22 protein-coding genes are annotated in these 22,518 nt (G+C 66.7%); 12 read left to right on the top strand and 10 right to left on the bottom strand.

Features of this window, described 5'->3' with window-relative positions; all coding sequences use genetic code 11:
- Positions 1-128 precede the first annotated feature (128 nt).
- A complete protein-coding gene (locus Q8N19_RS03420) occupies positions 129-611 on the bottom strand; it encodes an MliC family protein (RefSeq protein WP_305588230.1) in 483 nt (160 codons plus the stop codon).
- A 44-nt stretch (positions 612-655) separates the two neighbouring features.
- Positions 656-1,282, bottom strand: coding sequence for a glutathione S-transferase family protein (locus Q8N19_RS03415; RefSeq protein WP_305588229.1), 627 nt, complete (start codon positions 1,280-1,282; stop codon positions 656-658).
- Between the two features lie 103 nt (positions 1,283-1,385).
- Between Q8N19_RS03415 and Q8N19_RS03410 the strand changes: the two genes are divergently transcribed.
- From Q8N19_RS03410 to purB, 3 genes are all read left to right on the top strand, one after another.
- Entirely contained in the window at positions 1,386-2,771 is a 1,386-nt protein-coding gene (locus tag Q8N19_RS03410) for an MFS transporter (protein ID WP_305588228.1), read from the top strand.
- Positions 2,772-2,892: 121 nt separating this feature from the next.
- Positions 2,893-4,353 (top strand): MFS transporter, encoded by a 1,461-nt coding sequence (locus tag Q8N19_RS03405; RefSeq protein WP_305588227.1) that lies wholly within the window; start codon positions 2,893-2,895, stop codon positions 4,351-4,353.
- 62 nt (positions 4,354-4,415) lie between these two features.
- Positions 4,416-5,720 carry an adenylosuccinate lyase gene (gene purB, locus Q8N19_RS03400; RefSeq protein ID WP_305588226.1) on the top strand — a complete coding sequence of 435 codons (1,305 nt, stop codon included), beginning with the start codon at positions 4,416-4,418 and terminating at the stop codon, positions 5,718-5,720.
- A gap of 7 nt (positions 5,721-5,727) precedes the next feature.
- Here the strand turns inward: purB and Q8N19_RS03395 are convergent, their stop codons facing one another.
- Together Q8N19_RS03395 and Q8N19_RS03390 are read right to left on the bottom strand one after the other, a co-directional pair.
- Positions 5,728-6,960 (bottom strand): cation:proton antiporter, encoded by a 1,233-nt coding sequence (locus Q8N19_RS03395; protein WP_305588225.1) that lies wholly within the window; start codon positions 6,958-6,960, stop codon positions 5,728-5,730.
- A 260-nt stretch (positions 6,961-7,220) separates the two neighbouring features.
- The gene (locus Q8N19_RS03390) at positions 7,221-7,544 is read right to left on the bottom strand and encodes a DUF1476 domain-containing protein (RefSeq protein WP_305588224.1); all 324 of its coding nucleotides are present in this window, start codon (positions 7,542-7,544) and stop codon (positions 7,221-7,223) included.
- Between the two features lie 274 nt (positions 7,545-7,818).
- Between Q8N19_RS03390 and purC the strand changes: the two genes are divergently transcribed.
- The 6 genes from purC (at position 7,819) to Q8N19_RS03360 (ending at position 12,057) form a co-directional block, all read left to right on the top strand.
- Positions 7,819-8,574, top strand: coding sequence for a phosphoribosylaminoimidazolesuccinocarboxamide synthase (gene purC / locus Q8N19_RS03385; protein WP_293318231.1), 756 nt, complete (start codon positions 7,819-7,821; stop codon positions 8,572-8,574).
- Positions 8,574-8,813 carry a phosphoribosylformylglycinamidine synthase subunit PurS gene (purS, locus tag Q8N19_RS03380; RefSeq protein ID WP_305588223.1) on the top strand — a complete coding sequence of 80 codons (240 nt, stop codon included), beginning with the start codon at positions 8,574-8,576 and terminating at the stop codon, positions 8,811-8,813. Before purC ends, purS begins: the two co-directional genes overlap by 1 nt.
- The gene (locus Q8N19_RS03375) at positions 8,810-9,196 is read left to right on the top strand and encodes a hypothetical protein (RefSeq protein WP_305588222.1); all 387 of its coding nucleotides are present in this window, start codon (positions 8,810-8,812) and stop codon (positions 9,194-9,196) included. Before purS ends, Q8N19_RS03375 begins: the two co-directional genes overlap by 4 nt.
- 60 nt (positions 9,197-9,256) lie before the next feature.
- A complete protein-coding gene (purQ, locus tag Q8N19_RS03370) occupies positions 9,257-9,919 on the top strand; it encodes a phosphoribosylformylglycinamidine synthase subunit PurQ (protein WP_305588221.1) in 663 nt (220 codons plus the stop codon).
- Between the two features lie 510 nt (positions 9,920-10,429).
- On the top strand, positions 10,430-10,774 hold the full coding sequence (locus tag Q8N19_RS03365; RefSeq protein ID WP_305588220.1) for a hypothetical protein: 345 nt from the start codon (positions 10,430-10,432) through the stop codon (positions 10,772-10,774).
- Positions 10,774-12,057 carry a type II toxin-antitoxin system HipA family toxin gene (locus Q8N19_RS03360; protein WP_305588219.1) on the top strand — a complete coding sequence of 428 codons (1,284 nt, stop codon included), beginning with the start codon at positions 10,774-10,776 and terminating at the stop codon, positions 12,055-12,057. The genes Q8N19_RS03365 and Q8N19_RS03360 overlap by 1 nt, the downstream gene beginning before the upstream one ends.
- 328 nt (positions 12,058-12,385) lie before the next feature.
- On the opposite strand, the gene Q8N19_RS03355 is transcribed toward Q8N19_RS03360, so the two are convergent.
- Together Q8N19_RS03355 and Q8N19_RS03350 are read right to left on the bottom strand one after the other, a co-directional pair.
- The gene (locus Q8N19_RS03355) at positions 12,386-12,751 is read right to left on the bottom strand and encodes a nucleotidyl transferase AbiEii/AbiGii toxin family protein (RefSeq protein ID WP_305588218.1); all 366 of its coding nucleotides are present in this window, start codon (positions 12,749-12,751) and stop codon (positions 12,386-12,388) included.
- A gap of 13 nt (positions 12,752-12,764) precedes the next feature.
- Entirely contained in the window at positions 12,765-13,385 is a 621-nt protein-coding gene (locus tag Q8N19_RS03350; RefSeq protein ID WP_305588217.1) for an AbiEi antitoxin N-terminal domain-containing protein, read from the bottom strand.
- Positions 13,386-13,706: 321 nt separating this feature from the next.
- On the opposite strand from Q8N19_RS03350, the gene Q8N19_RS03345 reads away from it, so the two are divergent.
- Positions 13,707-14,903 (top strand): MFS transporter, encoded by a 1,197-nt coding sequence (locus Q8N19_RS03345; RefSeq protein WP_371133777.1) that lies wholly within the window; start codon positions 13,707-13,709, stop codon positions 14,901-14,903.
- Here Q8N19_RS03345 and Q8N19_RS03340 read toward each other — a convergent pair.
- From Q8N19_RS03340 to Q8N19_RS03325, 4 genes are all read right to left on the bottom strand, one after another.
- The gene (locus Q8N19_RS03340) at positions 14,814-15,389 is read right to left on the bottom strand and encodes a group III truncated hemoglobin (protein WP_305588216.1); all 576 of its coding nucleotides are present in this window, start codon (positions 15,387-15,389) and stop codon (positions 14,814-14,816) included. The genes Q8N19_RS03345 and Q8N19_RS03340 overlap by 90 nt on opposite strands.
- 43 nt (positions 15,390-15,432) lie before the next feature.
- The gene (locus Q8N19_RS03335; RefSeq protein WP_305588215.1) at positions 15,433-17,322 is read right to left on the bottom strand and encodes a methyl-accepting chemotaxis protein; all 1,890 of its coding nucleotides are present in this window, start codon (positions 17,320-17,322) and stop codon (positions 15,433-15,435) included.
- Between the two features lie 165 nt (positions 17,323-17,487).
- The gene (locus tag Q8N19_RS03330; RefSeq protein WP_305588214.1) at positions 17,488-19,497 is read right to left on the bottom strand and encodes a TonB-dependent siderophore receptor; all 2,010 of its coding nucleotides are present in this window, start codon (positions 19,495-19,497) and stop codon (positions 17,488-17,490) included.
- A gap of 27 nt (positions 19,498-19,524) precedes the next feature.
- Positions 19,525-20,052, bottom strand: a complete 528-nt coding sequence (locus Q8N19_RS03325) for a hypothetical protein (protein ID WP_305588213.1) — start codon at positions 20,050-20,052, stop codon at positions 19,525-19,527.
- A gap of 554 nt (positions 20,053-20,606) precedes the next feature.
- On the opposite strand from Q8N19_RS03325, the gene Q8N19_RS03320 reads away from it, so the two are divergent.
- Positions 20,607-20,867, top strand: coding sequence for a DUF3297 family protein (locus tag Q8N19_RS03320; protein ID WP_305588212.1), 261 nt, complete (start codon positions 20,607-20,609; stop codon positions 20,865-20,867).
- Positions 20,868-21,094: 227 nt separating this feature from the next.
- On the top strand, positions 21,095-22,411 hold the full coding sequence (locus tag Q8N19_RS03315) for an MCP four helix bundle domain-containing protein (protein WP_305588211.1): 1,317 nt from the start codon (positions 21,095-21,097) through the stop codon (positions 22,409-22,411).
- Positions 22,412-22,518 lie beyond the last annotated feature (107 nt).

Raw genomic sequence — 22,518 nt, 5'->3', positions numbered from 1 at the left:
TTGCTGACGAGGATCGAAATAGGCTCGGGCTCGATCCGAAGAGCAAGCGTGGAGAGCGACCGAACCCATGCAATATCGCGGCATCCTAGCACCAAACCCCACCGAAGGCCAGGGCGGGACGGGCCGTCCTAGCCGGCCCCCTTCTGGTTCGGCCTCGCCAGCGGGACATGAGGCGTCGCCGCCTCCACCTTGCACACCACCCCTGGTCCTGGGGCGACGGCCGCACCGGGCGGCAGACGACTGAGCGTCCCCTCGACCTGGCCCTTGATCCACCACTGCCAGCCATCGCCGGCATAGCGCGCGCCGCTGGCGGAGCGGGCCAGCGGCAGGAAGCGCGTCTCCCCGCGATAGGTGATCATGGCGGCGTCGGAGCCCCGGTAGGCGACGTTCAGCCGTTCGCCATTGGCGCACCGATAGCTGACGGTTTCAGCGCTGAGGTCCAGCCGCTCGCCGAGCGGCTTGGCGGCCGGCGCCGCGGCGATCGCCTTGGGCGGCGGCGCGACGTCTCCGGACGGCGGGGGCGCAGCGGCCTCGCAGGCGCCCAACCAGACCGTCGCGACGACGATCAGAGCCGGATGTGGACCTTGTTCTGGGGCGGCCTTGCGCGACATGGAAAACTCCAGCCCACAGACTAAACCCGGCATGGGTCAAACGCCTACCCCTGTGCGGCCGCCTCCCACGCCAGAAAGTCGGGGTCCTGCAGCAACCGGGCGGCATAGGCCGCCGCCTGCCCGTCATCACCATAGTCGGCCAGGTCCACGCCATAGGTGCGAAGCCGCGTGGCCACCGGCGTGAAGAACGCGTCGGCGATGGACCAGGGTCCGGCCAGGAAGGGCCCGCCGAAACGGTCCAGGAGTTCGCGCCACAGGCGGACAAGCTTGCGGATGTCCTCCTGAGTCTCGGGCGACAGCGCCTTGACCTGCGGCGGCTGGTCCAGCGCCATCGGGCACTCGCTGCGCAGGGCGACGAATCCCGAGTGCATCTGGGCCGCCGCGGCCCTCGCCTGCGCCCGGGCGGCGGGGTCCGCAGGCCAGAGCCCAGCAGCGGGGAAACGCTCAGCGAGGTATTCACAGATCGCCAGGGAGTCCCAGATCGCCAGATCACCGTCCTTCAGCACCGGGGCGAGACCCGACGGCGCATGGGCGGCCAGATCGGCCTTGGTCGCCTCTCCCCGCCTGAGCTCAACCTCGGTTTCGGTGAAGGATGCGCCGGTCTTGCGCAGGGCCAGCCAGGGGCGCAGCGACCAGGTGGACCAGCGCTTTGTCCCGATTATGAGCTCCATCCCCACCTCCTCGAAATCTGGGTATCGTACTTGCCCAACCCCGACAGAGCCTGTCTAGAGTGCCCCAACGATAAGAAGCCGTTCGCCCAGGAGACATTGTCCAATGACAGACACAACCGCCCCCGGGGCGACCAATCCGGCGCCCGCCGCGGCAGAGCCCGAGGGCATTCAGCCTCTGGCCAAACCGGTCAGAACCTATGCCTTGAGCCTGCTGCTCGGCATCTACACGATCAACTTCCTGGATCGTCAGGTGGTCAACATCCTGGCCGAGCCGATCAAACAGGATCTGGGCCTCGCCGACTGGCAGCTCGGCCTGATGAGCGGCCTGGCCTTCGCCCTTTTCTACACCGTGCTGGGCATTCCGATCGCCCGCCTGGCCGAGCGGGGCAACCGTCCTGTCATCATCGGCACGGCCGTCGCGGTCTGGAGCGGTTTCACCGCCCTGTGCGGCGTGGCGCAGAACTTCATCCAGCTGATCCTCTTCCGGATCGGCGTGGGCGTCGGCGAAGCCGGCTGCACCCCGCCGGCCCACTCGCTGATCAGCGACTATGTGCCCAAGGAACAGCGCTCCACAGCGCTCGCCTTCTATTCCATGGGCACGCCCATCGGCGGCCTTCTGGGCCTGATCTTCGGCGGCCTGATCGCCGACGCCTATGGCTGGCGGGTGGCCTTCTTCGTGGCGGGTGTTCCCGGCATTCTGTTCGCCATCCTGGCCATCTTCACCCTGCCCGAGCCCCGTAAGGAGCTCGCCCGCCGGACCAACAAGATCCAGGCCAGCTCGGCGACCTTCCCCGAGACGATGAAGTTCCTGAAAGGCCGCAAGACCTTCTGGTACATCTCCTTCGCCGCCGCCATCAAAGCCTTCATCGGCTATGGGCACGCGCCCTTCACCGCCTCCTTCTTCCTGCGCAACTATCCCGACCAGGTTCAGTCCCTGGCCTCCACCGTAGGCGCCACCGTGGGCTACAATCTGCAGTCCATCGGCTTCCTGGGCCTGGCGCTTGGCCTGATGTCCGGCACCGCCGGCGCTCTGGGCTCTTGGCTCGGCGGCTTTATCGCCGACAAGTTCGCCGCCCGGGACCTGCGCGCCCAGATGGTGGCGCCGGCGCTCGCCTCCCTGATCACCATCCCGATCTTCATCACCGCCATGACGATCGGGAGCGTGCCGCTTGCCTTGCTTTTGCTCACGGTCAACGGCCTGCTGGGCACCATCTGGTATGGCCCCGTCTATGGCACGGCCCAGTCCATTGTGCCGCCGCACATGCGGGCGACGACCTCAGCCATCCTCCTGTTCATCATCAACCTGATCGGCCTGGGCCTTGGCCCGCTGGCCGTCGGCCTGCTGAGCGACTATTTCGCGGTCGGCATGAACATGGGCTCGGGCGATGGGGTGCGCTGGTCGCTCATCGTTTCGGCCAGCTTCGGTCTGGTGGCCTTCTACTGCTTCTGGCGCGCCACCCAGACCATCCGCGAAGACCACGTCGGCTGATCCGGCTCCGCCCGACGCCTGACCGGCGTCGGGCGGGCCACGCCTGGGCCCTGGCGTCGGGTCAGAGCCTGTGTCCACATGCCTCTCCATAAGAACGAAAATCCGTTCGGGGGAGGGATTCTTGACAGCCATCGACGCGGGCGCGGCTGCGCCGCCAAAACCTCAGTTCTCTGAGGGTTACAAGACCACGGTCCTCGGGCTGCTGGTCCTGGCCTACACCTTCAATTTCATCGACCGGACGATCATCTCGACCATCGGTCAGGCGATCAAGGTCGACCTCGGCCTCACCGACACCCAGCTCGGCCTGCTGGGCGGCCTGGCCTTCGCCCTGCTCTACACCACCCTGGGCATCCCGATCGCCCGGCTCGCCGAGCGCGGCAACCGGGTCAACATCATCTCGATCTCCATCGTGATCTGGTCGGCCTTCACCGCGCTCTGCGGCATGGCCAACAACTTCCTGATGCTGATCCTCTTCCGTCTTGGGGTCGGCGTCGGCGAGGCGGGCCTCTCGCCGCCGGCCCACTCGCTGATCAGCGACTATTACGAGCCCAAGCGCCGCGCCACCGCCCTGTCGATCTATTCCTTCGGCATTCCGCTGGGCACCATGTTCGGCGCCGTCGCCGGCGGCTGGCTGGCCCAGAACGTCTCCTGGCGCGCCGCCTTCGTGGTGGTGGGGTTGCCGGGCATCCTGGTGGCCATCGCCCTGAAGATCTTCGTCAAGGAGCCGCCGAGGGGCTATTCCGAACAGGTCCCCGTCATCGACACCCCGGTGCTCGAGGGTGAAGAGACCGTTCCGCCGGTGGCGATCAAGCCGCCGTCGATCCTGGCGGTGGCCAAGCGGATCTTCGGCCGCTGGGGCTTCTTCCACATGGTGGCGGGCATCACCGTCGCCTCCTTCGCCAGCTACGGCACTGGCCAGTATCAGGCGGCCTATTTCATCCGCATGTTCGGCCTGGACCTGGCCACGGTCGGCCTGATCTTCGGCCTGGTGGGCGGCGTCGCCGCTGGCGTCGGCACCCTGCTCGGCGGCTTCCTCACCGACTGGGCCGGCAAGCGGTCGGGGCGCTGGTACGCCCTTGTCCCGGCCCTTGGCCTGCTGATCGCCTGCCCGCTCTACATCCTCGTCTATCTGCAGAACGACTGGCGCTGGGCCGCGGCCCTGCTGCTGCTGCCGGGCATCTTCCACTACACCTATCTCGGCCCCACCTTCGGGGTGATCCAGAATGCCGTCTCCCTGCGGATGCGGGCGACGGCCACAGCCCTGCTGTTCTTCGTCCTCAACCTGATCGCGCTCGGCTTTGGCCCGCCCTTCTGCGGCTGGTGCATCGACATGATCAGCCAGCACCTGTTCGCCGCCAACCAGATGGGGGACTTCTTCACCCTCTGCCCCGGCGGGATCGGGGCGCCGGGCGCCGGCCCTGTGGTCGACGCCGCCTGCCGGGCGGCCATCGCCGAGGGATCGCGGCAAGGGATCATCTGGAACCTGCTGATCTATGCCTGGGCTGGCGTCCACTACCTGCTGGCGGCCATCACCCTGCCCAAGGACATGGCCACGGCGCTGGCGGCGTCTAACGAAGACTGACCCCTTCGTCTTGACAGGCGGGCGCCTTGGCCTCCATCAGCCGGTGTCCAAGGAGCCCGCCTATGATCCCCCGTTACGCCCGCGCCGACGCCGCCGACATCTGGTCGCCCCAGACGCGGTTCAAGATCATGTTCGAGATCGAGGCGCATGCGGCCGACGCCATGGCCGAGCTGGGCGTCATTCCCAAGGAGGCTGCGGAGACCATCTGGGCCAAGGGCCGCGACGTGGTCTGGGACGCCGAGCGCATCGACGCCATCGAGCGCGAGGTGAAGCACGACGTCATCGCCTTCCTGACCCATGTCACCGAAGTGGTGGGCCCCGAAGCCCGCTTCCTGCACCAGGGCATGACGTCGTCGGACGTGAACGACACGGCGCTGGCCGTCCAGCTCAGCCGGGCCACCGACCTGCTGATCGAGGACGTGGACCTCGTCCTGGCCGCCCTGAAGAAGCGCGCCTTCGAGCACCGCATGACCCCCTGCGTCGGCCGCAGCCACGCCATCCACGCCGAGCCCACCACCTTTGGTCTAAAGCTCGCCGGCCACTATGCCGAGTTCCAGCGCGCCAAGGAGCGCCTGGCCATGGCGAAGTTCGAGATCGCCACCTGCGCCATCTCCGGGGCTGTGGGCACCTTCGCCAACGTCTCCCCCCAGGTCGAAGCCCATGTGGCCGAAAAGCTGGGCCTGGCGGTCGAACCGGTCTCCACCCAGGTGATCCCGCGCGACCGCCACGCGGCCTATTTCTGTGCGCTCGCCGTCGTCGCCTCGTCCATCGAGCGCCTGGCCGTGGAGATCCGCCACCTGCAGCGCACCGAGGTGTTGGAGGCCGAGGAGGCCTTCGATGTGGGCCAGAAGGGCTCCAGCGCCATGCCGCATAAGCGCAACCCGATCCTGACGGAGAACCTGACGGGCCTCGCTCGCCTGATCCGCTCGGCCGCCGTCCCGGCGCTCGAGAATGTCGCCCTGTGGCATGAGCGCGACATCAGCCACTCCTCGGTCGAGCGCGGCATCGCGCCCGACGCCACCATCCATATGGACTTCGCCCTGCGCCGCCTGGCCGGCGTCATGGAGCGGCTGGTGGTCTATCCGGAGAACATGGCCAAGAACCTCGACCGCCTGGGGGGCCTCGTCCATTCCCAGCGGGTGCTGCTGGCCCTGACCCAGAAGGGCTCCTCGCGGGAGGGCGGCTATGCCGCGGTCCAGCGCAACGCCATGAAGGTCTGGCGCGGCGAGGGGAACTTCCTGGACTTCCTCAAGGCCGACCCCGAGATCACCCTGGCCGATGAGGAGCTCGAGGCCCTGTTCGACCTGGGCTACCACTTCAAGCATGTGGACACGGTCTTCGCCCGGGTGTTCGGCGAGCAGGCCTGAGGTCCGCTCAGGCCTGGGCCGACGCTGGGGCGTCTCTGTCGCCGGTCGCTGGCGGCTCCTGGTCCTTTGATCGTCCGAGCCAGTCCGCCAGTCGGAAGACGAAGGGATTGGCCAGGATCGAGATCAGGGCGCCGGCCAGCACCAGGTCGTGGGTCTCCCGGGCCATGATCCCCACCGAGACCCCGACGCCGGCCAGGATGAACGAGAACTCGCCGATCTGGGCGAGACTGGCGGCGATCATCAGGCTGGAGCGCTTCTCCACCCTGAACAGGCTGGTGATGGCCAGGGCCGCGGCCGACTTGCCGACCACGACGATCAGCACGACGGCGATCACCGCCAGGGGGCGATCAACGATCACGGCCGGGTCGAACAGCATGCCCACCGACACAAAGAACAGCACCGCAAAGGCGTCCCGCAGGGGCAGAGACCGTTCGGCGGCGTTGTGGCCAAGAGGCGAGCTGCTCAACACCACCCCGGCCACGAAGGCGCCCAGGGCGAAGGACGCCCCGAACACCGCATAGGCCAGGTAGGCGATGCCGAGCGCGATGGCGAGCACGCCCAGGGTGAACAGCTCCCGCGACTTGGTGTGGGCGATCCGCACCAGCAGCCAGGGCAGGACGCGCGCGCCCACGATCATCATGAAGGCGAGGAAGATGGCGATCTGCAGCAGGGTCGACCCGATCTGCAGGGCTATGCCGCCCGCGCCCGCCCCTGTCTGGCTGAGCGCCATCAGCGGCACCAGGACCAGGGCGATGACCATCACCAGGTCCTCGACGATCAGCCAGCCGACGGCGGTCTGCCCAGCCTCGGTCTTGAGCGCCTTGCGCTCCTCAATGGCCCGCAGCAGGACCACGGTGGACGCGACCGACAGGGTCAGGCCAAAGAGCGCCGCCTCCCCGTTGGAGAAACCGAGAAGTCGACCGGCCCCCCAGCCCAGAGCCGTCGCCACGGCGATCTGAACCAGGGCGCCCGGCACAGCCACCTTGCGGACCTTCAGGAGATCAGCCGGCGAAAAGTGCAGGCCAACCCCGAACATCAGCAGGATCACCCCGATCTCGGCCAACTGTCCCGCCAGGGAGACGTCGGCCACCCAACCGGGGGTGAACGGGCCCACCGCCACGCCCGCCAGCAGATAGCCCACCAGCGGCGACAGCTTTAGCCGATTGGCCAGCATGCCGAACACGAAGGCCAGGACGAAGCCGGCCACCAGGGTCAGGATCAGGGAGTCGTCGTGGGGCATCGCATCTCCGAATGCGGCGCACGGTCGACAGTCGGGCCAGCCCTGGCGCGCGCCCGTCGCCGTCCGCGATGTCGGCAGGTGCGTTACGGGTACCCGATCCCAGCGGCGACCGCCACCGAGGGTGACGCCTCAGCGCCCATCGGCGGCGCGACAGCCCGCTCGCCGGACAGGTCATCGCGACCGCGCGCCCAATGGCGGGCAATCGCCGTCCTGAGAGTCTTGGAATTGTTGCGCGAGCAGCGGCCGCCGCTCAGGCCGACCTACTGGCCGCCGCGAACCTGCTCGCGGGCCTGAGCCATGAACTCGTCCAGCTTCATCCGGACTTCGCCCTCGGAGACCTGGACGCCGGAGCCCTTGAGGTCTTCGAAGACCTTGCGCAGCACGTCTTCCTCGCCGGGCTGCTCCAGATCGGAGCGGACCACAGCCTGGGCATAGGTCGCCACGCGGTCCTCGGCCAGGCCCATCAGGCCGGCCGCCCACTCGCCAAGCATGCGGTTACGCCGCGCGCTGGCCTTGAATTCCTGTTCCTGATCGAGCGCGAACTTCCTTTCGAAGCCCTTCTCACGATCGTCAAACGTGGTCATGCGTTCCCCGATAAGCGGCACATCGCAGGCTGCATACCTTCCGCAGGCCCGCCCCGCAATCGAAACAGACGAGTTGCCTCACGTTCGCAATCGGCCACAGGGCGGCCTACAGTAGGACGCGCGCGCAAGGTTTGCGCCGGCCGCGCCCATCCGCTAATTTCCCCGCGCCTCATGTCGAACGAGAGGCCGAGTCGGAACCGCGCGTGGAGACCGCTGCGCGCGTTTTTTCATTTCCGATGGCGGCAAGCCCTCGTTCTGGGAGAAGGCGTTGCAGATGACCCGCCGCAAAAAGATCTACGAGGGCAAGGCCAAGATCCTCTACGAGGGTCCCGAGCCCGGCACCCTGATCCAGTACTTCAAGGACGACACCACCGCCTTCGACGCGACCAAGAAGGCCGTGCTGGAGGGCAAGGGCGTCATCAACAACCGCATCAGCGAGTTCGTGATGACGCGCCTGAACTCCATCGGGGTGCAGAACCACTTCATCAAGCGGCTGAACCTGCGCGAGCAGCTGATCCGCGAGGTGGAGATCATTCCGCTGGAGGTGGTGTGCCGCAACATCGCCGCTGGCTCGCTCTCCACCCGGCTTGGCCTGCCCGAGGGTCAGGCCCTGCCCCGCTCGATCATCGAGTTCTTCCTGAAGGACGACAAGCTCCACGACCCGATGGTCACCGAGGAGCACATCACCGCCTTCAACTGGGCCTCGACCCAGGAGATCGACGACATCATGGCCCTGACCCTGCGGGTCAACGACTACCTGACCGGCATGTTCGGCGCGGTCGGCATCACGCTCGTGGATTTCAAGATCGAGTTCGGCCGCGTCTGGGAGAACGACTTCGGTCGGGTCATCCTGGCCGACGAGATCAGCCCCGATTCCTGCCGCCTGTGGGATTCGACGACCAATGAGAAGCTCGACAAGGATCGCTTCCGCCGCGACCTGGGCGATGTGATCGAGAGCTATACCGAGGTGGCGCGCCGCCTGGGCATCATGAAAGAGATGCCCACCGTGATCCAAGGAGGACTGCACTAGTGAAGGCCAAGGTCCACGTCTTCCTCAAGCCGGGCGTCCTGGACGTCCAGGGCAAGGCCGTCGAACAGGCCCTGCATGGCCTGGGCTGGTCGGGCGTCGAGGGCGTCCGCGTCGGCAAGACCATAGAGTTCGATCTGGCGTCCGCCGACCGCGCGGCCGCCGAGGCCGAGGTCAAGGCCATGTGCGACAAGCTGCTGGCCAATACGGTGATCGAAAGCTACCGGGTCGAGCTGGCGTGAAGCGCTGGGGCGCCCTGGCGCCTGGCCTGCTGGCCCTCGGCCTTGCGGCCTGCGCGCCAACTGAGCCTGAGCCCGTGGCCGCCTTCGAATTGGATTGCGCCCAGGGCTTCGACTCGATCCGGGATCAGATCCTCGCCCGCCCGGGCGTGACCCCGGCCCCGGACGCCCCAGGCGAGCCCTACGACATCTTCAATGAAGAGACCGGCCGGGCGTCCTACATATTCACCAAGCCCGAGGCTCCAGCCCATCCGGCGGTCTTTATCCAGACCGCAACCCGCCGGGATGGGGCCAGGGTGATGGAACATGAGGGCTGCGCCCTGGGCGATCCCGCCGCCTATGACGAGCTTCTCGCCTATTGGGAGTCTCTCGCCGCCGCGCGGTGAGGTCCATCCGTCCGGCCTCGCGGCCGGCTCAACCTTGGAACGATCAGGTTCGAACGCGACATGAAAGCCGCCGTCATCGTCTTCCCCGGCTCAAACTGCGACCGCGACTGCAAGGTCGCCGTGGAGCGCTCCACCGGCGCCCAGGTCGAGATGGTGTGGCACGGCGACACCGCTCTGCCCGAGGGCCTGGACCTGATCGTCCTGCCGGGGGGCTTCTCCTACGGCGACTATCTGCGCTGCGGGGCCATGGCCGCCCTGTCGCCGGTCATGGCCGAGGTGAAGGCTGCGGCTGAGCGTGGCGTGGCCACCGTCGGCATCTGCAACGGCTTCCAGGTGCTCTGCGAGGCGGGCCTCCTGCCCGGCGCCCTGCTGCAGAACGAGCGGCTGAAATATGTCTGCAAGCCGGTCGCCCTGGAGATCACCAACGCCCAGACCCGCTTCACCTCTGGCTATGGCGGCCGCCGCGAGGCGGTGATGACTGTGGGCAATGGCGAGGGCAACTATTTCGCCGACGAGGCCACCCTCGACCGCCTGGAGGGCGAAGGTCAGGTGGTGTTCCGCTACCGCGACAATCCCAATGGCTCGGCCCGGGACATCGCCGGCATCGTCAACGCCCGCGGCAATGTGCTCGGCATGATGCCTCACCCCGACCGGGCCTTCGAGCCCGAGCTGGGCTCCGCCGACGGCGCGATCCTGTTCCAGAGCGCGCTCGCCAGCGCCTGACAGCGGCGGCCGCCTGGCCGCACGCGTGCAACCGATTGGTCTGGTCGGCCAACGCCGCCTTTGCGCAAGCCCCTGTCAGCCACTTTGGCCATCTCGCCGCCCTAAGCTGCGGCAGAAGGACCCGGCTCGCGGTCGAGAATCCTAGTCGGGGGCCAAGTCCCTGCAGTGTTCTAGCCGTTAGACGTGAGCGCCTCGAGATAGGGTTGCATGATCTTCCACGCGCCGCCGGATTTCGCGCCCTGAGCGATCGCGCTCAGGGTCCCTTGCGTTGTTCGATGGCGGCGCGCAGCCCTTCCACTGCGACCGACCGATCATCCAGCGTCTACGCCACGTGCTCGGCGGCGGTAGCCGAAAGGGTGCGGAGCCACTGTGTTGAGCCTCCCCGGTGCTGGCGCTCCATCGTCCAATTACGAGTATGCGAAATATAGACCGCATATTACGTTTAAACGGTAGCCATCTCGCATTTTTCCGCTTAAGCGGATAGTTCTGAATGAATTACGGAATAACGTAATGTTCAAGCTGTCAGGCCAGATAAGAGAGCGGCTGTTCGATCACGAGATGACCCAGACCGTGCTGGCCGAGTGGGTCCATCGCTCTCCCGCGCGAATCTCCGAACTCCTCCGCAGTCTCGACGACAACGCCCGCAAACAGGATCGGCTCAGTCTGCTGCAGGACATCGCCGAGGTATTGCAGATGAAGCTCGTCCTGGTGCCCCACGAGAAATCTGACGCGGTCATGCAGGTCATGGGCGCAAACCGGGATGCGACAATGTCGCTGGAACCCGCGCCTCCCTCCATGTTCGATGAACTCTTCATCGATCTCGGCGCCGAGGACGACACCACGGAGAGCCGCTGATGGCGCGCTCCGCTGCGGTTCTTGCCGTCTATCTCCTCAGCGCCAGCGGCGATCGGGTGCGGGCAGGATCCCTTGTGCGCGATGGCAGCGGCGCCGTCACCTTCGTCGTTGATGATCATTATCTGCGCACTCCGGGTCGTCCGATCCTCAGCCTGGCCTGGGTGGACAGGCGTGGCGAACGGGAGACCCAGGCGCGACTGACCAACCGATCAGACAAGATCGCCTATCCGGGCTTTTTGCCGCCTTGGTTCTCTGGGCTGCTCCCCGAAGGCGCGCTGCGGGACCTCGTCGAACGCGAGATGGGACCGGGCGACCACGACTATTTTGACGTCCTAGCGCGGCTGGGCGCCGACCTCGCCGGCGCCGTCGTCATCGTGCCCGAAACCGGTATGGGCGCCGACCTCGGCGCCATCGGCTGGGGTGAAGTCGCCGGCGTTCGCGCGCCTGTGCCCGAAGGCGTGGTGAAGTTCTCCCTGGCCGGCGTGCAGCTCAAATTCAACGTCGTCGACCAGGGTGACCGGCTCACCATGCCGGGGCGCAGTGGCGAGGGCCGGATCATCCTCAAGGCGCCGAGCGCCGCATACCAAGGCCTGCCCGAGGCCGAGTACGCCGCCATGACGCTGTGCCGCGCGGCAGGAATCAACACTGCGACGGTGAGGCTGATCCCGGTCGCCGCCATTGAAGGCATTCCCGAGGTTTTCCTTGAAGCAGGCGAGTATGCCCTGGCCGTCGATCGCTTCGACCGGACCGGGGGCGGTCGCGTTCACATCGAGGATGCCGCACAGATCCTCGGGGCTGTTGGCGATCGCAAATACACCATGGCGAACACGGACACAGTTCTGAACATGATCCGGCGCTTCTCGGTCAATCGCCGAAACGATGTGCTGGAAGGCTTGAGAAGGGTCGCTGCCGACATCCTGATCGGCAATGGGGACAACCATCTGAAGAACTGGTCGTTCAGGTTCGAGGACGGGGTGAGCCCGAAACTCTCACCGGCCAACGACATCGTGCCGACGGTCCTCTATTCGGCGCGCGATAACCTCGCCCTTGAGTTCGTGGGGTCTAAGACGTTCGAAACGATCGGGCTGGCGAAATTCCGCAGACTGGCGGCGTTCCTCGACGTCGATGCAGATCGGGCGGAGGGCGAGATTCGGAAGGTCGTCCAGCGAGCCCTCGATCAATGGCCGGGACTGCTTCAAGACCTGCCTCTTCCCAGCGAGAACGCCGACACGCTGCTGGCGCGGCTCCAGACGCTGCAGCTCGTGCAAGAGGTCCAGGGATGACGCCGCGACGTCGTCGGGAGCTAGCCGCGCCCCAAAGACCTCTACCTATTTCGAACAGCCTCGAGGCCACCGCGACTTAGGTCATTCGGAATCCGTGGCGCTACTCACCGCCTTGAGAGCTTACTGCGGTCGCTTCCTAACCGCGCCTTCTGGCTCCAGCGAACAACGCAATAGATTGGTCTGATCGGCCAAGGCGGCTATGCGCAGGGCCATGTCCGCCACCGAGTCCGTCCTGCCGCCCCCAGACCTCTGGCCGTTCCGGTCCTGATGGAGGTGGTTTTTTCTTGAGCCTCATCGGAATTGGGGTGGTGATCCCCCTGCTGCCCTTCTAGGCCGTCGTCTCTTCGGCGGCAGCCTCGCAGGTTACCCTGCTGACTGAGGCCACTATGGCGTCGAGCTCAAAGACGAGGCCATCGTCGCTCTCGATCGCCATGATCTCCCGGAAGTCGGTGGCCAAGCGTTCGGGGTCGGGATCGCCATGGCCTAAAACGTCTGCGTCTCGGGTCACCCGATTCTCATTCTCGACCCAGGCGGTGACCAACATCCCGCCCTTCAATACGAAACGGTCGCGATGCTTCGAGACCGATAGCCGGTAGAGCAACCGTTCCAGCGCGAAGCGCACCAACAGAACGTCGAACACCCGGCCTTCCTGCCGGGCAATGTTGAGCAGCCGATCCTTGACGGACTTGGCCATGTTGGTCGGTGTTCTAGCCATTAGACGTCAGCGCCTCGAGATAGGGTTGCATGACCTTCCACGCGCCACCGGATTTCGCGCCCTGAGCGATCGCACTCGGGGTCGCCTTGCGTTGTTCGATGGCGGCGCGCAGCCCTTCCACGGCGACCGACCGATCAACCAGCTTCGAATTGCGGAAGAGGTCGGCGAGGGTCTTAGGGACGGAGTAGATCGGAACCTCACGGCCAGCGATCATATGGGTCTCGATCCCCTGACGCAGATAGCGCTCCGTGAACCGCACAGTGCGCATCGGGGGGTAGGACTGCACGGGCGCCCAGTCGCTGGCGCCGATGGCTATCCAGATGCGGCGCGGCATTTGATCGGTCAAACCGTGAAAAGCGAGCGCCGACACGAGAGCGATCACGCCCTTTGGGACGCGGATGGCGGCCTCTGCGAGGATTTGGTTCTCCTCGATCTCAGATCCCCGCTTCTGGTAAACTCCGCGGGCGATGCGTTCGATTTCACCAGTCTCAACGGCGCGTGCAATCGTCTGCGCGCTGATCCCAGCCTCTCGCAGTTCCTTCGCACGCATCATACTGCGGCCATCGAGCAGGTTCTTGAGTTGGACCCTTTGCGAATCCGGCGCGGGCGGCATGTGACAAAACCTCAGATCTGCCTTGAACTTATCAGAGGTTTTGTCACAAGTCATCAAAGGGGATGACGAGCGCTCAGCTACCTCGGCGCCGTCTGTGGTCGCGGGAGAGGTCGTTAAGGTGTCGGTCGCCTCACTACATGTGATCCCTATTTTCCCCTCGTGGGGCGCAACTCAGGGAGAACCCTTGCGGTTGCGCCGCCCATGATCGGTCCGGATCCACCTTGAGAGCTTGCTGCGGTCTCTGCCTCATCGGGCCATCTGGCTCCAGCGAACGGCGCAATAGATTGGTCTGATCGGCCAAGGCGGGCTATGCGCAGGGCCATGTCCGCCACCGAGTCCGCTCTGCCGCCCCCCAGTCCTCTGGCCGTCCCGGTCCTGATGGGGGTGGTGTTCCTGAGCCTGATCGGCTTTGGGGTGGTGATCCCTCTCCTGCCCTTCTACGCCGTGGTGTTCTCGGCCACCGCCTGGCAGGTGACCCTGATGTTCGCCGTGTTCGCCGCCGGCCAATTCTTCGGCGAGCTGATCTGGGGCCGACTGTCAGACCGTATCGGCCGCAAGCCGGTGATCCTCGGCACCATCCTGATGGCGGCACTTGGCTATGTGGCCCTGGCCTTTGCGCCCAACATCTGGTTCGCCGTCGCCGCCCGCGCCGTGGCCGGCGTGTTCAGTGGCAATATCTCCACCATCCAGGGCTATATCGTCGATGTGACGCCGCCAGAGAAACTGGCCGGGCGCCTGGGCCTGATCGGCTCGGCCTTCGGCATCGGTTTCGTGGTGGGTCCGCTGCTCGGCGGCCTGTTGGCGCGCCCTGAGCTGGGCGCGGCAGGGTTCCAACCGCCCTTGCTGACGGCTGCGGCCCTGTGCCTGGCGGGCGCGGTCGGCGCGGCGGTCTTTGTGCGCGAGAGCCGCACCCGGGCCGGCGCCGACGCCCCACGCCCCGGTCCCCTTCAGGCCCTGGCCCAGACCCTGCGCGACCCGACCCTGCGCCGGCTGATGGCCGGGACCTTCCTGTCCTTCGCCGGCTTCTCGGCCATGTGGTCCATCTTCGGGCTCTGGGGGGCTGCGGAGTACGGCTGGGATCCGAAGATGATCGGCTTCGTCATGGCGCTCACCGGCGTGGCCGCCGCCACCAGCCAGGGCCTGCTGGCCGGATGGGCGGTCCAGAAGATCGGCGAGCGCCCCACCGTGCTAATCGGCCTGACGGTCACCGCCATCTTCCTGTTCCTGGAGGCGCTCGGCCCGCCGGTCACCGTGGCCATCATCCTGATGATCGTGTTGGTGATCGGCCACACCACCAGTCAGCCCGCCACGTCTTCGCTCATCTCCCGGGCGGCGCCGGCCGGGCGTCAGGGCGAAACCTTGGGCGCCAACAACGCCTCAAGCGCCGCAGCCCGGGTGCTCGGCCCCGTCATGGCCGGCTTTCTCTTTTCAGGCGTCGGAAGCTGGGCGCCCTTTGTCCTGGCCGGGGTGCTCATCCTGCCGGCCGCGGTGCTGATCGGCTTCGCCGGCCGCCGCTGAGCGAACGGGCGGGAGTTCCCCCCGGGCCATGGCCATCCCCATCTGCAGGCTGCGGGCGATCATCTCCGCCCGCGCGATGAACATATCGGCGGCCGGCGGCGCGCAAGTCTCCCGCGCCGTCCCTCGCCAGATCTCCAGCCAGTGGGCGAAGTGCGCCCCGCCAACGCCCACCAGCCGCGCATGGGCCGGCATGGGGGCGCCCTTGAACCGACCGGTCATCAGCAGAACCGAGGACCAGAAGTCGCACAGCTTGGCCAGATGAGCGTCCCAGTCGTCGATCTTGGCCTCGAAGATCGGCCCGAGCATGGAATCGGCCCGCACCCGCCCATAGAAGGCGTGCACCTGGTCCCTGATCACGTCTTCGGTGATCCCGACGGCGACACCGGGCGCCTCCAGTCGCCGACGGGCGGCGGCGGCGGCGCGGTGGGCGATCAGCTCTTCGTCCTGCATGGCGCCATTGTGCCGGCGCCGAGCTGGCAGCGCCACTCAGGGAGACTACCGAGGTCGCGGCCCCATCGCGGCTCAGGCTTCAGCCATAGGCCTTGCGCAGCTGATCGACCATCTGGCGCGGGGCAGAGGCGGCGCCTTGGCCTTGACGCCCGCCGGCCCCGCCCTCGATGCGGAATTCGCCCACCAGTCGGCTCAGCTCGGAGGCCTCGCTGCGCAGGGCGTGGCTGGCGGCGGTGGCCTCCTCGACCATGGCGGCGTTCTGCTGGGTGACCTGATCCATGCGGTTGACCGCGTCATTGACCTCGTTGAGGCCGACCGCCTGCTCCTGGGCGCTGGCGGCGATCTCGCCCACCAGGGCGTCGATCTGCTCCACCTGCACGACGATCTGGCGCAGGGCCGCGCCGGTCCGTCCGACCAGATCGACCCCAGCCCCGACCTGCTCGGTCGAGGTGCTGATCAGGGTCTTGATCTCCTTGGCCGCTTCGGCCGAGCGCTGGGCCAGGGCGCGCACTTCCGAGGCGACGACGGCGAAGCCACGGCCCGCTTCACCGGCTCGCGCCGCCTCGACGCCGGCGTTCAAGGCCAAAAGGTTGGTCTGGAAGGCGATCTCGTCGATCACCCCGATGATCTGAGTGATTTCAGCCGAGGACTTTTCGATACCGCCCATGGCGACGATGGCCTGATCCACCACCTTACCGCCCTCGCCGGCGCCGGTGCGGGCGGTGGCGACCGCGGTGCGGGCATGGCCGGCGCCCTCGGCCGACTTGCGGACCGTGGCGGTGATTTCGTCGAGGGCCGCGGCCGTTTCTTCCAGGCTCGCGGCCTGCTGCTCGGTGCGCCGGGCCAGATCGTCGGAAGCCCCGGCGATCTCATCAGCGCCGGAGCTGATCTGAGTGACATTGGCGCTGATGACGCGCATGGCGTCCTGCAGCTTGGCCACCGCTCCATTGAAGTCGGCGCGGAGCTGCTCGTATTCGCTGGTGAAGGGGTCGGTCAGCCGCAGGGTCAGGTCGCCGTCGGACAGTCCCGAGAGCCCCCGGGCCAGGGCCTCGACCACAGCGGCCTGGGCGGCCTGGGCGGCGGCGCGCTCCTGCTCCACCTGATCGCGCATGGCCGCTTCGCGCTGGCTGCTGGCCTGCTGGGCCTCGTTCAGGTTGGCCAGACTCCGCTGATTGTCCTGGAAGACCTTCAGGCCGCGCACGATGGCGCCCAGTTCGTCGCTGCGCTCCAGTCGGTTGAGATCCTGCGCGGCGTTCCCCGAGGCCAGCGCCTCGGCGGCGCCGGCGATCCCGTCAATGCCCCGACGCACCCCAAGGATGACGACCACCGACAGTCCGGCCACCGCCAGCAGGGTGATCAGCGAGCCGATCATGAAGATCTGGCCGGCCAGTTGGCCCCGGGCCGCGCTCTGGGCCGCACGCTGCTCGGCGCCGGCCTGGATGGCGGCGGTGGCCTGCTCCAGGGTCTTGGTCATGCGAGCATAGTGTTCTTCGAAGGGCTGAACGAAGGCGACCGCCGTGCCGAAGTCCACCGCCATCATGGAGCCCACCACCTCGACCCCGTCCCGGTAATCGGTGAGATCCTGGGTGAGCTCGGTGAACCTCGCCTGCTCGTTGGCCGGCAGGCGTGGCTTCAGCGCCTCGAGATCGGCCTTGATGGCGTCCACTTCGGTTAGCAGGGCGGTGAGCTCGGCCGAGGAATCCGGGGCGGCGAAGGGATCGGCCGCGCCGGCCTGCCGGGTGAGCAGCTGGTAGATGTTGAGGTGCGCCACCGCCACACGACGGGAGACCGCCGCCAGGTCGAGGCCCGCCTGCATGTCCTCCTCGACGATCCGGTCAAGCGCGCTGGCCTGTTGCTGCTGGCTGTAGAAGGCGCCGCCGGTGACCAGGGCCAGCATCACCACGGCGAAGGCGGGCGCCATCGCCATTTTCACCACCAGGGACAGATCAGCGAAGCGAAGCGATTTCATGTCTGGTCTCCGGCGGTTGATCGCCGGCCAGCGGACGGCTGGCCGTAAGAACTCGGGCTCAGAACGGGCCTGAGCAGAAGAAGACAGGGGACCGCGCCCTGCTCGGCGCGGCCCCCCGGGGCGGCCCCACCCCAGGGGGAGGGGGTGGCGTGGGGCCGATGGGGATTACCAGTCCTTGCTGAGGGTCATGAAGACCCGGCGTTCGGCGGCCAGGCCGCTGGTCTGGCGCTGGGCGTCGTCCAGCAGGTTCTGACCGCTGACCGCCAGGGTCATGCCGTAGGGCAGCTCGCGGGCGACACGGCCGGCGAAGGTCATGTGGCCGTCCACGGGCTGAAGCGCGGCGTTGTAGTAGAGGGCCTTGTCGCCTTCGTAGCGGGCGAAGGTGTCCACCGACCACTGGTCGTTGGACCAGCCGATGTTCAGATTGGCCCGGTGCTCCGGAGTGGTCGATGCGAAGGCCGCATAGCGGGTGGCGGCGTTGTAGCCGGCCTCGATGGACTCCTCGACGTCGGTGAAGACGTAGTTGGCGCTCCAGTGGAAGCCATCGGCGTAGCGGCCTTCGGCGGTCAGTTCGACCCCCTTGAGTTCGGACTCGCCGATATTGACGAAGGTGTAGACCGGCAGGCTGACCGGGGTCGCCGGGAGATCGGCCTGAACCGCGTTGGGCTGGCCCTTCAGGTCCTCGCTCTTCTGGGCGAAGAGCCGGACCCCGACCTTGCCGCCGAACTGGGGCATGTCGCGGTCATAGGCCAGACCGAAGTTGGTCACCACGGTGGGCTCCAGGGTGGGATTGCCCCCAAAGGCGCCGCGGAAGGTCGGGGTGACCGCCACCAGCTGCAGGCCGCCCAGATCCACCAGGGTCGGCAGCTGGACGCCACGGGCGTAGGTCGCCAGGAAAGTGTCTGCCGGAGTGGCGCTCCACACCGCGCCGAGATTGTAGGTGGTCTCCTCCAGGCTGCGGTCCCAGAGGGCGTTGCCGAGCGGCGGCAGGCCGGCGGGGAAAGCCCCTTCGCGCTTGAGTTCCAGGGAGTCGTAGCGGGCGGCCGCGGTCACGGCCAGGGCGTCGCTGACCTGCCAGTTCCACATGCCCGAGACCGAGACGACATCGTAGCTGATGGTCGCGCCACGAACCGGAGCGGTGGGCATCTCGTTGTTGCGCTGCTCCACGCCGACCCGGAAGGTATGCTGGGCGCCGACCTTGAACAGGTTCTGCAGGCTGAACACACGGATGGTGTTCTCATACAGGGTCGGAACCGCCGCGATCTCGGTCTTGACCGACAGGTCGTTCTGGTAGGCCGAGGCCTGGATGAGACCGAACTTGGAATCCCAGGCCAGGGTGCCCTTGATCGACTGAGCCAGGTACTTGGCCGGCACATAGGCGTAGGTGGAGATGATGTCGGTCTGCTGGGTATTGGCGTAGCCGCCTTCAACCCGCAGCTCGACCGTATCGGCCAGCTGGGCGATCGCGTCGATATTGGCCGTCACGCGCTCGGCGTCACGGAAGAGACGGTCGGCCGAGCCGGTGTTGTTGTCCCACTCGTCCTGCTGCGAGGCGCCGGCGGTCAGGCGAGCGGAGAGGCGGTCGCCGAACTGGACCGTATGGCCGAGGGCCAGCTCCCCATAGCCGCCATTGCCGGCGCGGGCGGTGGCGAAGCCCTCGTCGTCAAACTTCGGATTGTAGGTGATGATGTTCACCACCCCGGCCACGGCGTTGAAGCCGAACAGGGCGGAGTTGGGGCCCTTCACCACTTCGATCTGGCGGATTTCTTCCAGGCGCACCGGCAGGGTCGACCAGGCGGTGTAGCCATAGTGGTCGAGATAGGCCTGACGGCCGTTCACCAGCACCAGCAGGCGGGCCGAGCGGGCCTGGTTGTAGCCGCGCACGCCGACATCAGCGTGGCCGGCGCTCCAGGCCTGGATGTCGACACCCGCCACGCGGGACAGGATGGTCGGCAGGTCGGTGGCGCCCGAGCGACGGATCTCGTCGGCCGAAATGATGTCCATGTCGACCGGCGCCTGGCTGGCGCGCTGCGGCGAACCAGTGGCGCTGGTGGTCACAGGCTCATTGAACAGCTGCTCGAGCGAGCCGTAGTCGATGGATTGGGCGTTGGCCGGCAGGGCGGCGGCGAGCGCGAGGCCGGCGGCGGCGCCGGCAAACAGGATGGACTTGGTCATGGTAATGGCTCCTGGCGTCGCGCCGGCTCAGACTTCTTTGATCATCATGCGGAAGGCGGCCTTGAAGGCGGCGCCCACGGCCGAGGCCGTCGCACGATTGACGATGATTTCGACCTTGGGCTCGGTCGCCACGGCCATGACGCAGGCGCCGGAGTTGGCGCAGGCGGCGTCAGACGAAATGGTGATGATCTTCTTGCCCTTGGCGGCGGCGCCGACCGCGGCGTAGTTGACGCCTTTGGTGACGAACAGGACCTGAGCGTTGGAGCCGGCGACGGCGCCAGCCTCCACAGCCGTGCCCACCAGCTTGACGGCGCCGGCGTCGTAGCCCGCGCCGATGGCCGCCATGACAGCGTTCTTTTCAGCCACCGAGGCCGGCTTGGACGGATCGAACACGACCCCCATCCGCGTCGTCCCGGTCGGGCCGCCTTCCAGGAAGGTCAGGGCGCGCCCTGCGACCTGCAGGTTCTTGGCGGCGTCTGCGTGAGCCACGGCCGGCAGGGCCAGCGCGGCGGCGCACAAAACAGCGAATGCTGGCTTGGCGTAGCGTGTGAACATGAATGATCCCCTCGCCCGGCTTCTGCGGGCCTGAATGGCCGGATAACGGCGTTCAAGAGGCAAACAGAACCTTAACCGTCACAATGGCGCCCGTCGTGGAGACCCGCCCTAGACTTCATGAGAGCAGATCGCAGCGCTCTTTCTCCAGCATAACGATCAATGTACAGCGGGCTTCACTCAGATTATGTTACGGTTTGTGCCAGTATCAGATCGTTTATAGGCAAACACATACACACTTGTGACCTTATCAGCGCGCGCCCTCCATACTCTTTACCGGTCATCTAAGCGATAATAGGGGGCGAAACCGGCAGCGCTTCGCTTCTATGCCTAGGCGAATTTGCTAACAGGTAAGGCGGAATGTCGCAGCCCCTGGCAGGATTGTCGCACCCCCGCGCAATACCGCCCTGAGGTTGTCGTCATGGCCACAACACCCGTTTGTCGGGTCGCCTCCTGCGCCCGCGGCGCCGGGGCGAGCGCGGGTTGGGTCCCGCGCCGTGCGAGGGCTTTGTAGCGACCGCCATTCTGCCCTATGAACCTGCCGACCTGTGGAGCCGATGACCATGACCGCTGACACCCCCCCTGACCGCCTGGCCACCAATCCCGACAGCCCCCACTATGACGAGGCCGTTCTGGCGCGGGGGGTCGGCGTCCGTTTCAAGGGGATCGATAAGAACAACGTCGATGAGTACTGCGTCAGTGAGGGCTGGGTCCGGCTGGCGGTCGGCAAGACTCTGGACCGCAAGGGCAACCCCGTGACGGTCAAGCTCCAGGGCGAGGTCGAGCCCTATTTCCGTGACGCCGACGCCGACGCCTAGGGGCGCTCCGCCGCCCTGCCCGCCAGGGGAGGCGCTCAAATAAACGCACCGCTTGAGTCAATTAAGCTGAACGGGTTGTTTCCCATAGGTCAGCTTTTACTGGCGGCCCAGCTACTCAAAACGCGTATTTGACGCAGCTCCGGCCCGCAAAAATAAACACCTGATTTACTCCAACCTGACACACGCAGGACGAGATATTTGTCGCGTATTGGTTGGAGCAAACGTTCGTGCATCGGTTCAAGATTTCCACGCGTATCGTAACTGGATTTCTATTTCTGCTTGTGCTGATGACGGGGCTGACCATCGGGTCCATCGCCCAGGTCAACCAGGTCAAGGACAACCTCGCCCAGATCAATCAGGTCAACAGCGTCAAGCAGCGCTACGCGATCAACTTCCGCGGCAGCGTCCATGATCGGGCCATCGCCATCCGCGATGTGGTGATCCTGGAGGATCCCGCCCAGGTTCGCGGCCAGCTCGACCTGATCGAAAAGCTGGCCGCCGACTACGCGCAGAATGAGTCCCTGATGGCCGACATGATGGCCTCGGCGTCGGCTGACGAACAGGAGATCATCGCCAACATCGCCGCCATCCAGGCGCGCACCAATCCGCTCGTCGCCCAGGTGATTGACCTGCAGGCCCAGGGCCAGCCCGAAGCCGCTCGCACCCTGCTCAACACAGAGGTCGGCCCCCTGTTCGGCGAGTGGCTGAAGACCATCAACGTCTTCATCGACCTGCAGGAGTCCCGCAACCAGGCCGTCGGCGGCCAGGTGGAGAAGGCGGCCAGCGGATTCCAGACCCTCGCCCTGACCTCCCTGCTGGGCGCAGCCCTGCTGGCGCTCGTCGCCTCCTGGCTCACCACCCGCTCCATCACCCAGCCCGTCGACCGCCTGTCACGGGTGATGGCCGCCCTGGCCGGCGGAGACTATCGCATGCCGGTCTCCGAGACCGAGCGCGGCGATGAGATCGGCGCCATGGCCCGCACGGTCGAGGTGTTCCGCCAGAACGGGCTGAAGGTCGCCGAGCTCACCGCGGCCGAGACCGCCCGCGACGCCGCCGCGGCGGCCGAACGCCAGGCCAACGAGGCTGAGCGCGCCGAAGCCGCCCAGGCCCAGGCGCTGGTGGTCCAGACCCTGGCCGATGGCCTGGAAAACCTGTCGGCCGGCAAGCTGAACTTCACCCTCGATGCCCCCTTCCCCGAGGCCTATGAGGGTCTGCGCGCCAACTTCAACACCGCCATCGCCCGGCTGCACGACACCATCGCCACCCTCGACGCCTCCACCAGCAGCCTGCGCAGCAGCGCCCAGGAGGTCAGCTCCGGGGCCGACGAGCTCTCCCGCCGCACGGAGCAGCAGGCCGCCAGCCTGGAAGAGACCGCTGCGGCCCTGGAACAGATCACCGTGACGGTCAGCAAGACCGCCGATGGGGCGCGCCAGGCCCATGGGGTGGTCAATGCGGCCCGCGCCGACGCCGAGACCTCGGGCGAGATCGTCGCCGACGCCGTGGCCGCCATGGGTCCAGGCTGTGTGAAAACGCCGCGAATTTAGCTAGAATCGGCCATCGTTCGGAGGGCTGGTCATGGGGCGTTTCGTTGAGGGTGAGGATCGGCGCCAGTCGTTCCTGTTGCCGGCTTCGCTGGACGATTACGTGGCCG

Source organism: Phenylobacterium sp. (assembly GCF_030693405.1).
In the GTDB taxonomy this organism is placed as follows: Bacteria; Pseudomonadota; Alphaproteobacteria; order Caulobacterales; family Caulobacteraceae; genus Phenylobacterium.
The sequence above is the reverse complement of the archived record's forward strand: the minus strand, read 5'-3'. Positions and strand labels throughout refer to the sequence as shown.

What these genes read in the sequence shown, in the direction of transcription:
- Q8N19_RS03420 (WP_305588230.1), bottom strand. Translation starts at nt 611, where the DNA reads ATGTCGCGCAAGGCCGCCCCAGAACAAGGTCCACATCCGGCTCTGATC.
- Q8N19_RS03415 (WP_305588229.1), bottom strand. Translation starts at nt 1,282, where the DNA reads ATGGAGCTCATAATCGGGACAAAGCGCTGGTCCACCTGGTCGCTGCGC.
- Q8N19_RS03410 (WP_305588228.1), top strand. Translation starts at nt 1,386, where the DNA reads ATGACAGACACAACCGCCCCCGGGGCGACCAATCCGGCGCCCGCCGCG.
- purB (WP_305588226.1), top strand. Translation starts at nt 4,416, where the DNA reads ATGATCCCCCGTTACGCCCGCGCCGACGCCGCCGACATCTGGTCGCCC.
- Q8N19_RS03395 (WP_305588225.1), bottom strand. Translation starts at nt 6,960, where the DNA reads ATGCCCCACGACGACTCCCTGATCCTGACCCTGGTGGCCGGCTTCGTC.
- Q8N19_RS03390 (WP_305588224.1), bottom strand. Translation starts at nt 7,544, where the DNA reads ATGACCACGTTTGACGATCGTGAGAAGGGCTTCGAAAGGAAGTTCGCG.
- purC (WP_293318231.1), top strand. Translation starts at nt 7,819, where the DNA reads ATGACCCGCCGCAAAAAGATCTACGAGGGCAAGGCCAAGATCCTCTAC.
- purQ (WP_305588221.1), top strand. Translation starts at nt 9,257, where the DNA reads ATGAAAGCCGCCGTCATCGTCTTCCCCGGCTCAAACTGCGACCGCGAC.
- Q8N19_RS03365 (WP_305588220.1), top strand. Translation starts at nt 10,430, where the DNA reads ATGTTCAAGCTGTCAGGCCAGATAAGAGAGCGGCTGTTCGATCACGAG.
- Q8N19_RS03360 (WP_305588219.1), top strand. Translation starts at nt 10,774, where the DNA reads ATGGCGCGCTCCGCTGCGGTTCTTGCCGTCTATCTCCTCAGCGCCAGC.
- Q8N19_RS03355 (WP_305588218.1), bottom strand. Translation starts at nt 12,751, where the DNA reads ATGGCCAAGTCCGTCAAGGATCGGCTGCTCAACATTGCCCGGCAGGAA.
- Q8N19_RS03350 (WP_305588217.1), bottom strand. Translation starts at nt 13,385, where the DNA reads ATGCCGCCCGCGCCGGATTCGCAAAGGGTCCAACTCAAGAACCTGCTC.
- Q8N19_RS03345 (WP_371133777.1), top strand. Translation starts at nt 13,707, where the DNA reads ATGTCCGCCACCGAGTCCGCTCTGCCGCCCCCCAGTCCTCTGGCCGTC.
- Q8N19_RS03335 (WP_305588215.1), bottom strand. Translation starts at nt 17,322, where the DNA reads ATGAAATCGCTTCGCTTCGCTGATCTGTCCCTGGTGGTGAAAATGGCG.
- Q8N19_RS03330 (WP_305588214.1), bottom strand. Translation starts at nt 19,497, where the DNA reads ATGACCAAGTCCATCCTGTTTGCCGGCGCCGCCGCCGGCCTCGCGCTC.
- Q8N19_RS03325 (WP_305588213.1), bottom strand. Translation starts at nt 20,052, where the DNA reads ATGTTCACACGCTACGCCAAGCCAGCATTCGCTGTTTTGTGCGCCGCC.
- Q8N19_RS03320 (WP_305588212.1), top strand. Translation starts at nt 20,607, where the DNA reads ATGACCATGACCGCTGACACCCCCCCTGACCGCCTGGCCACCAATCCC.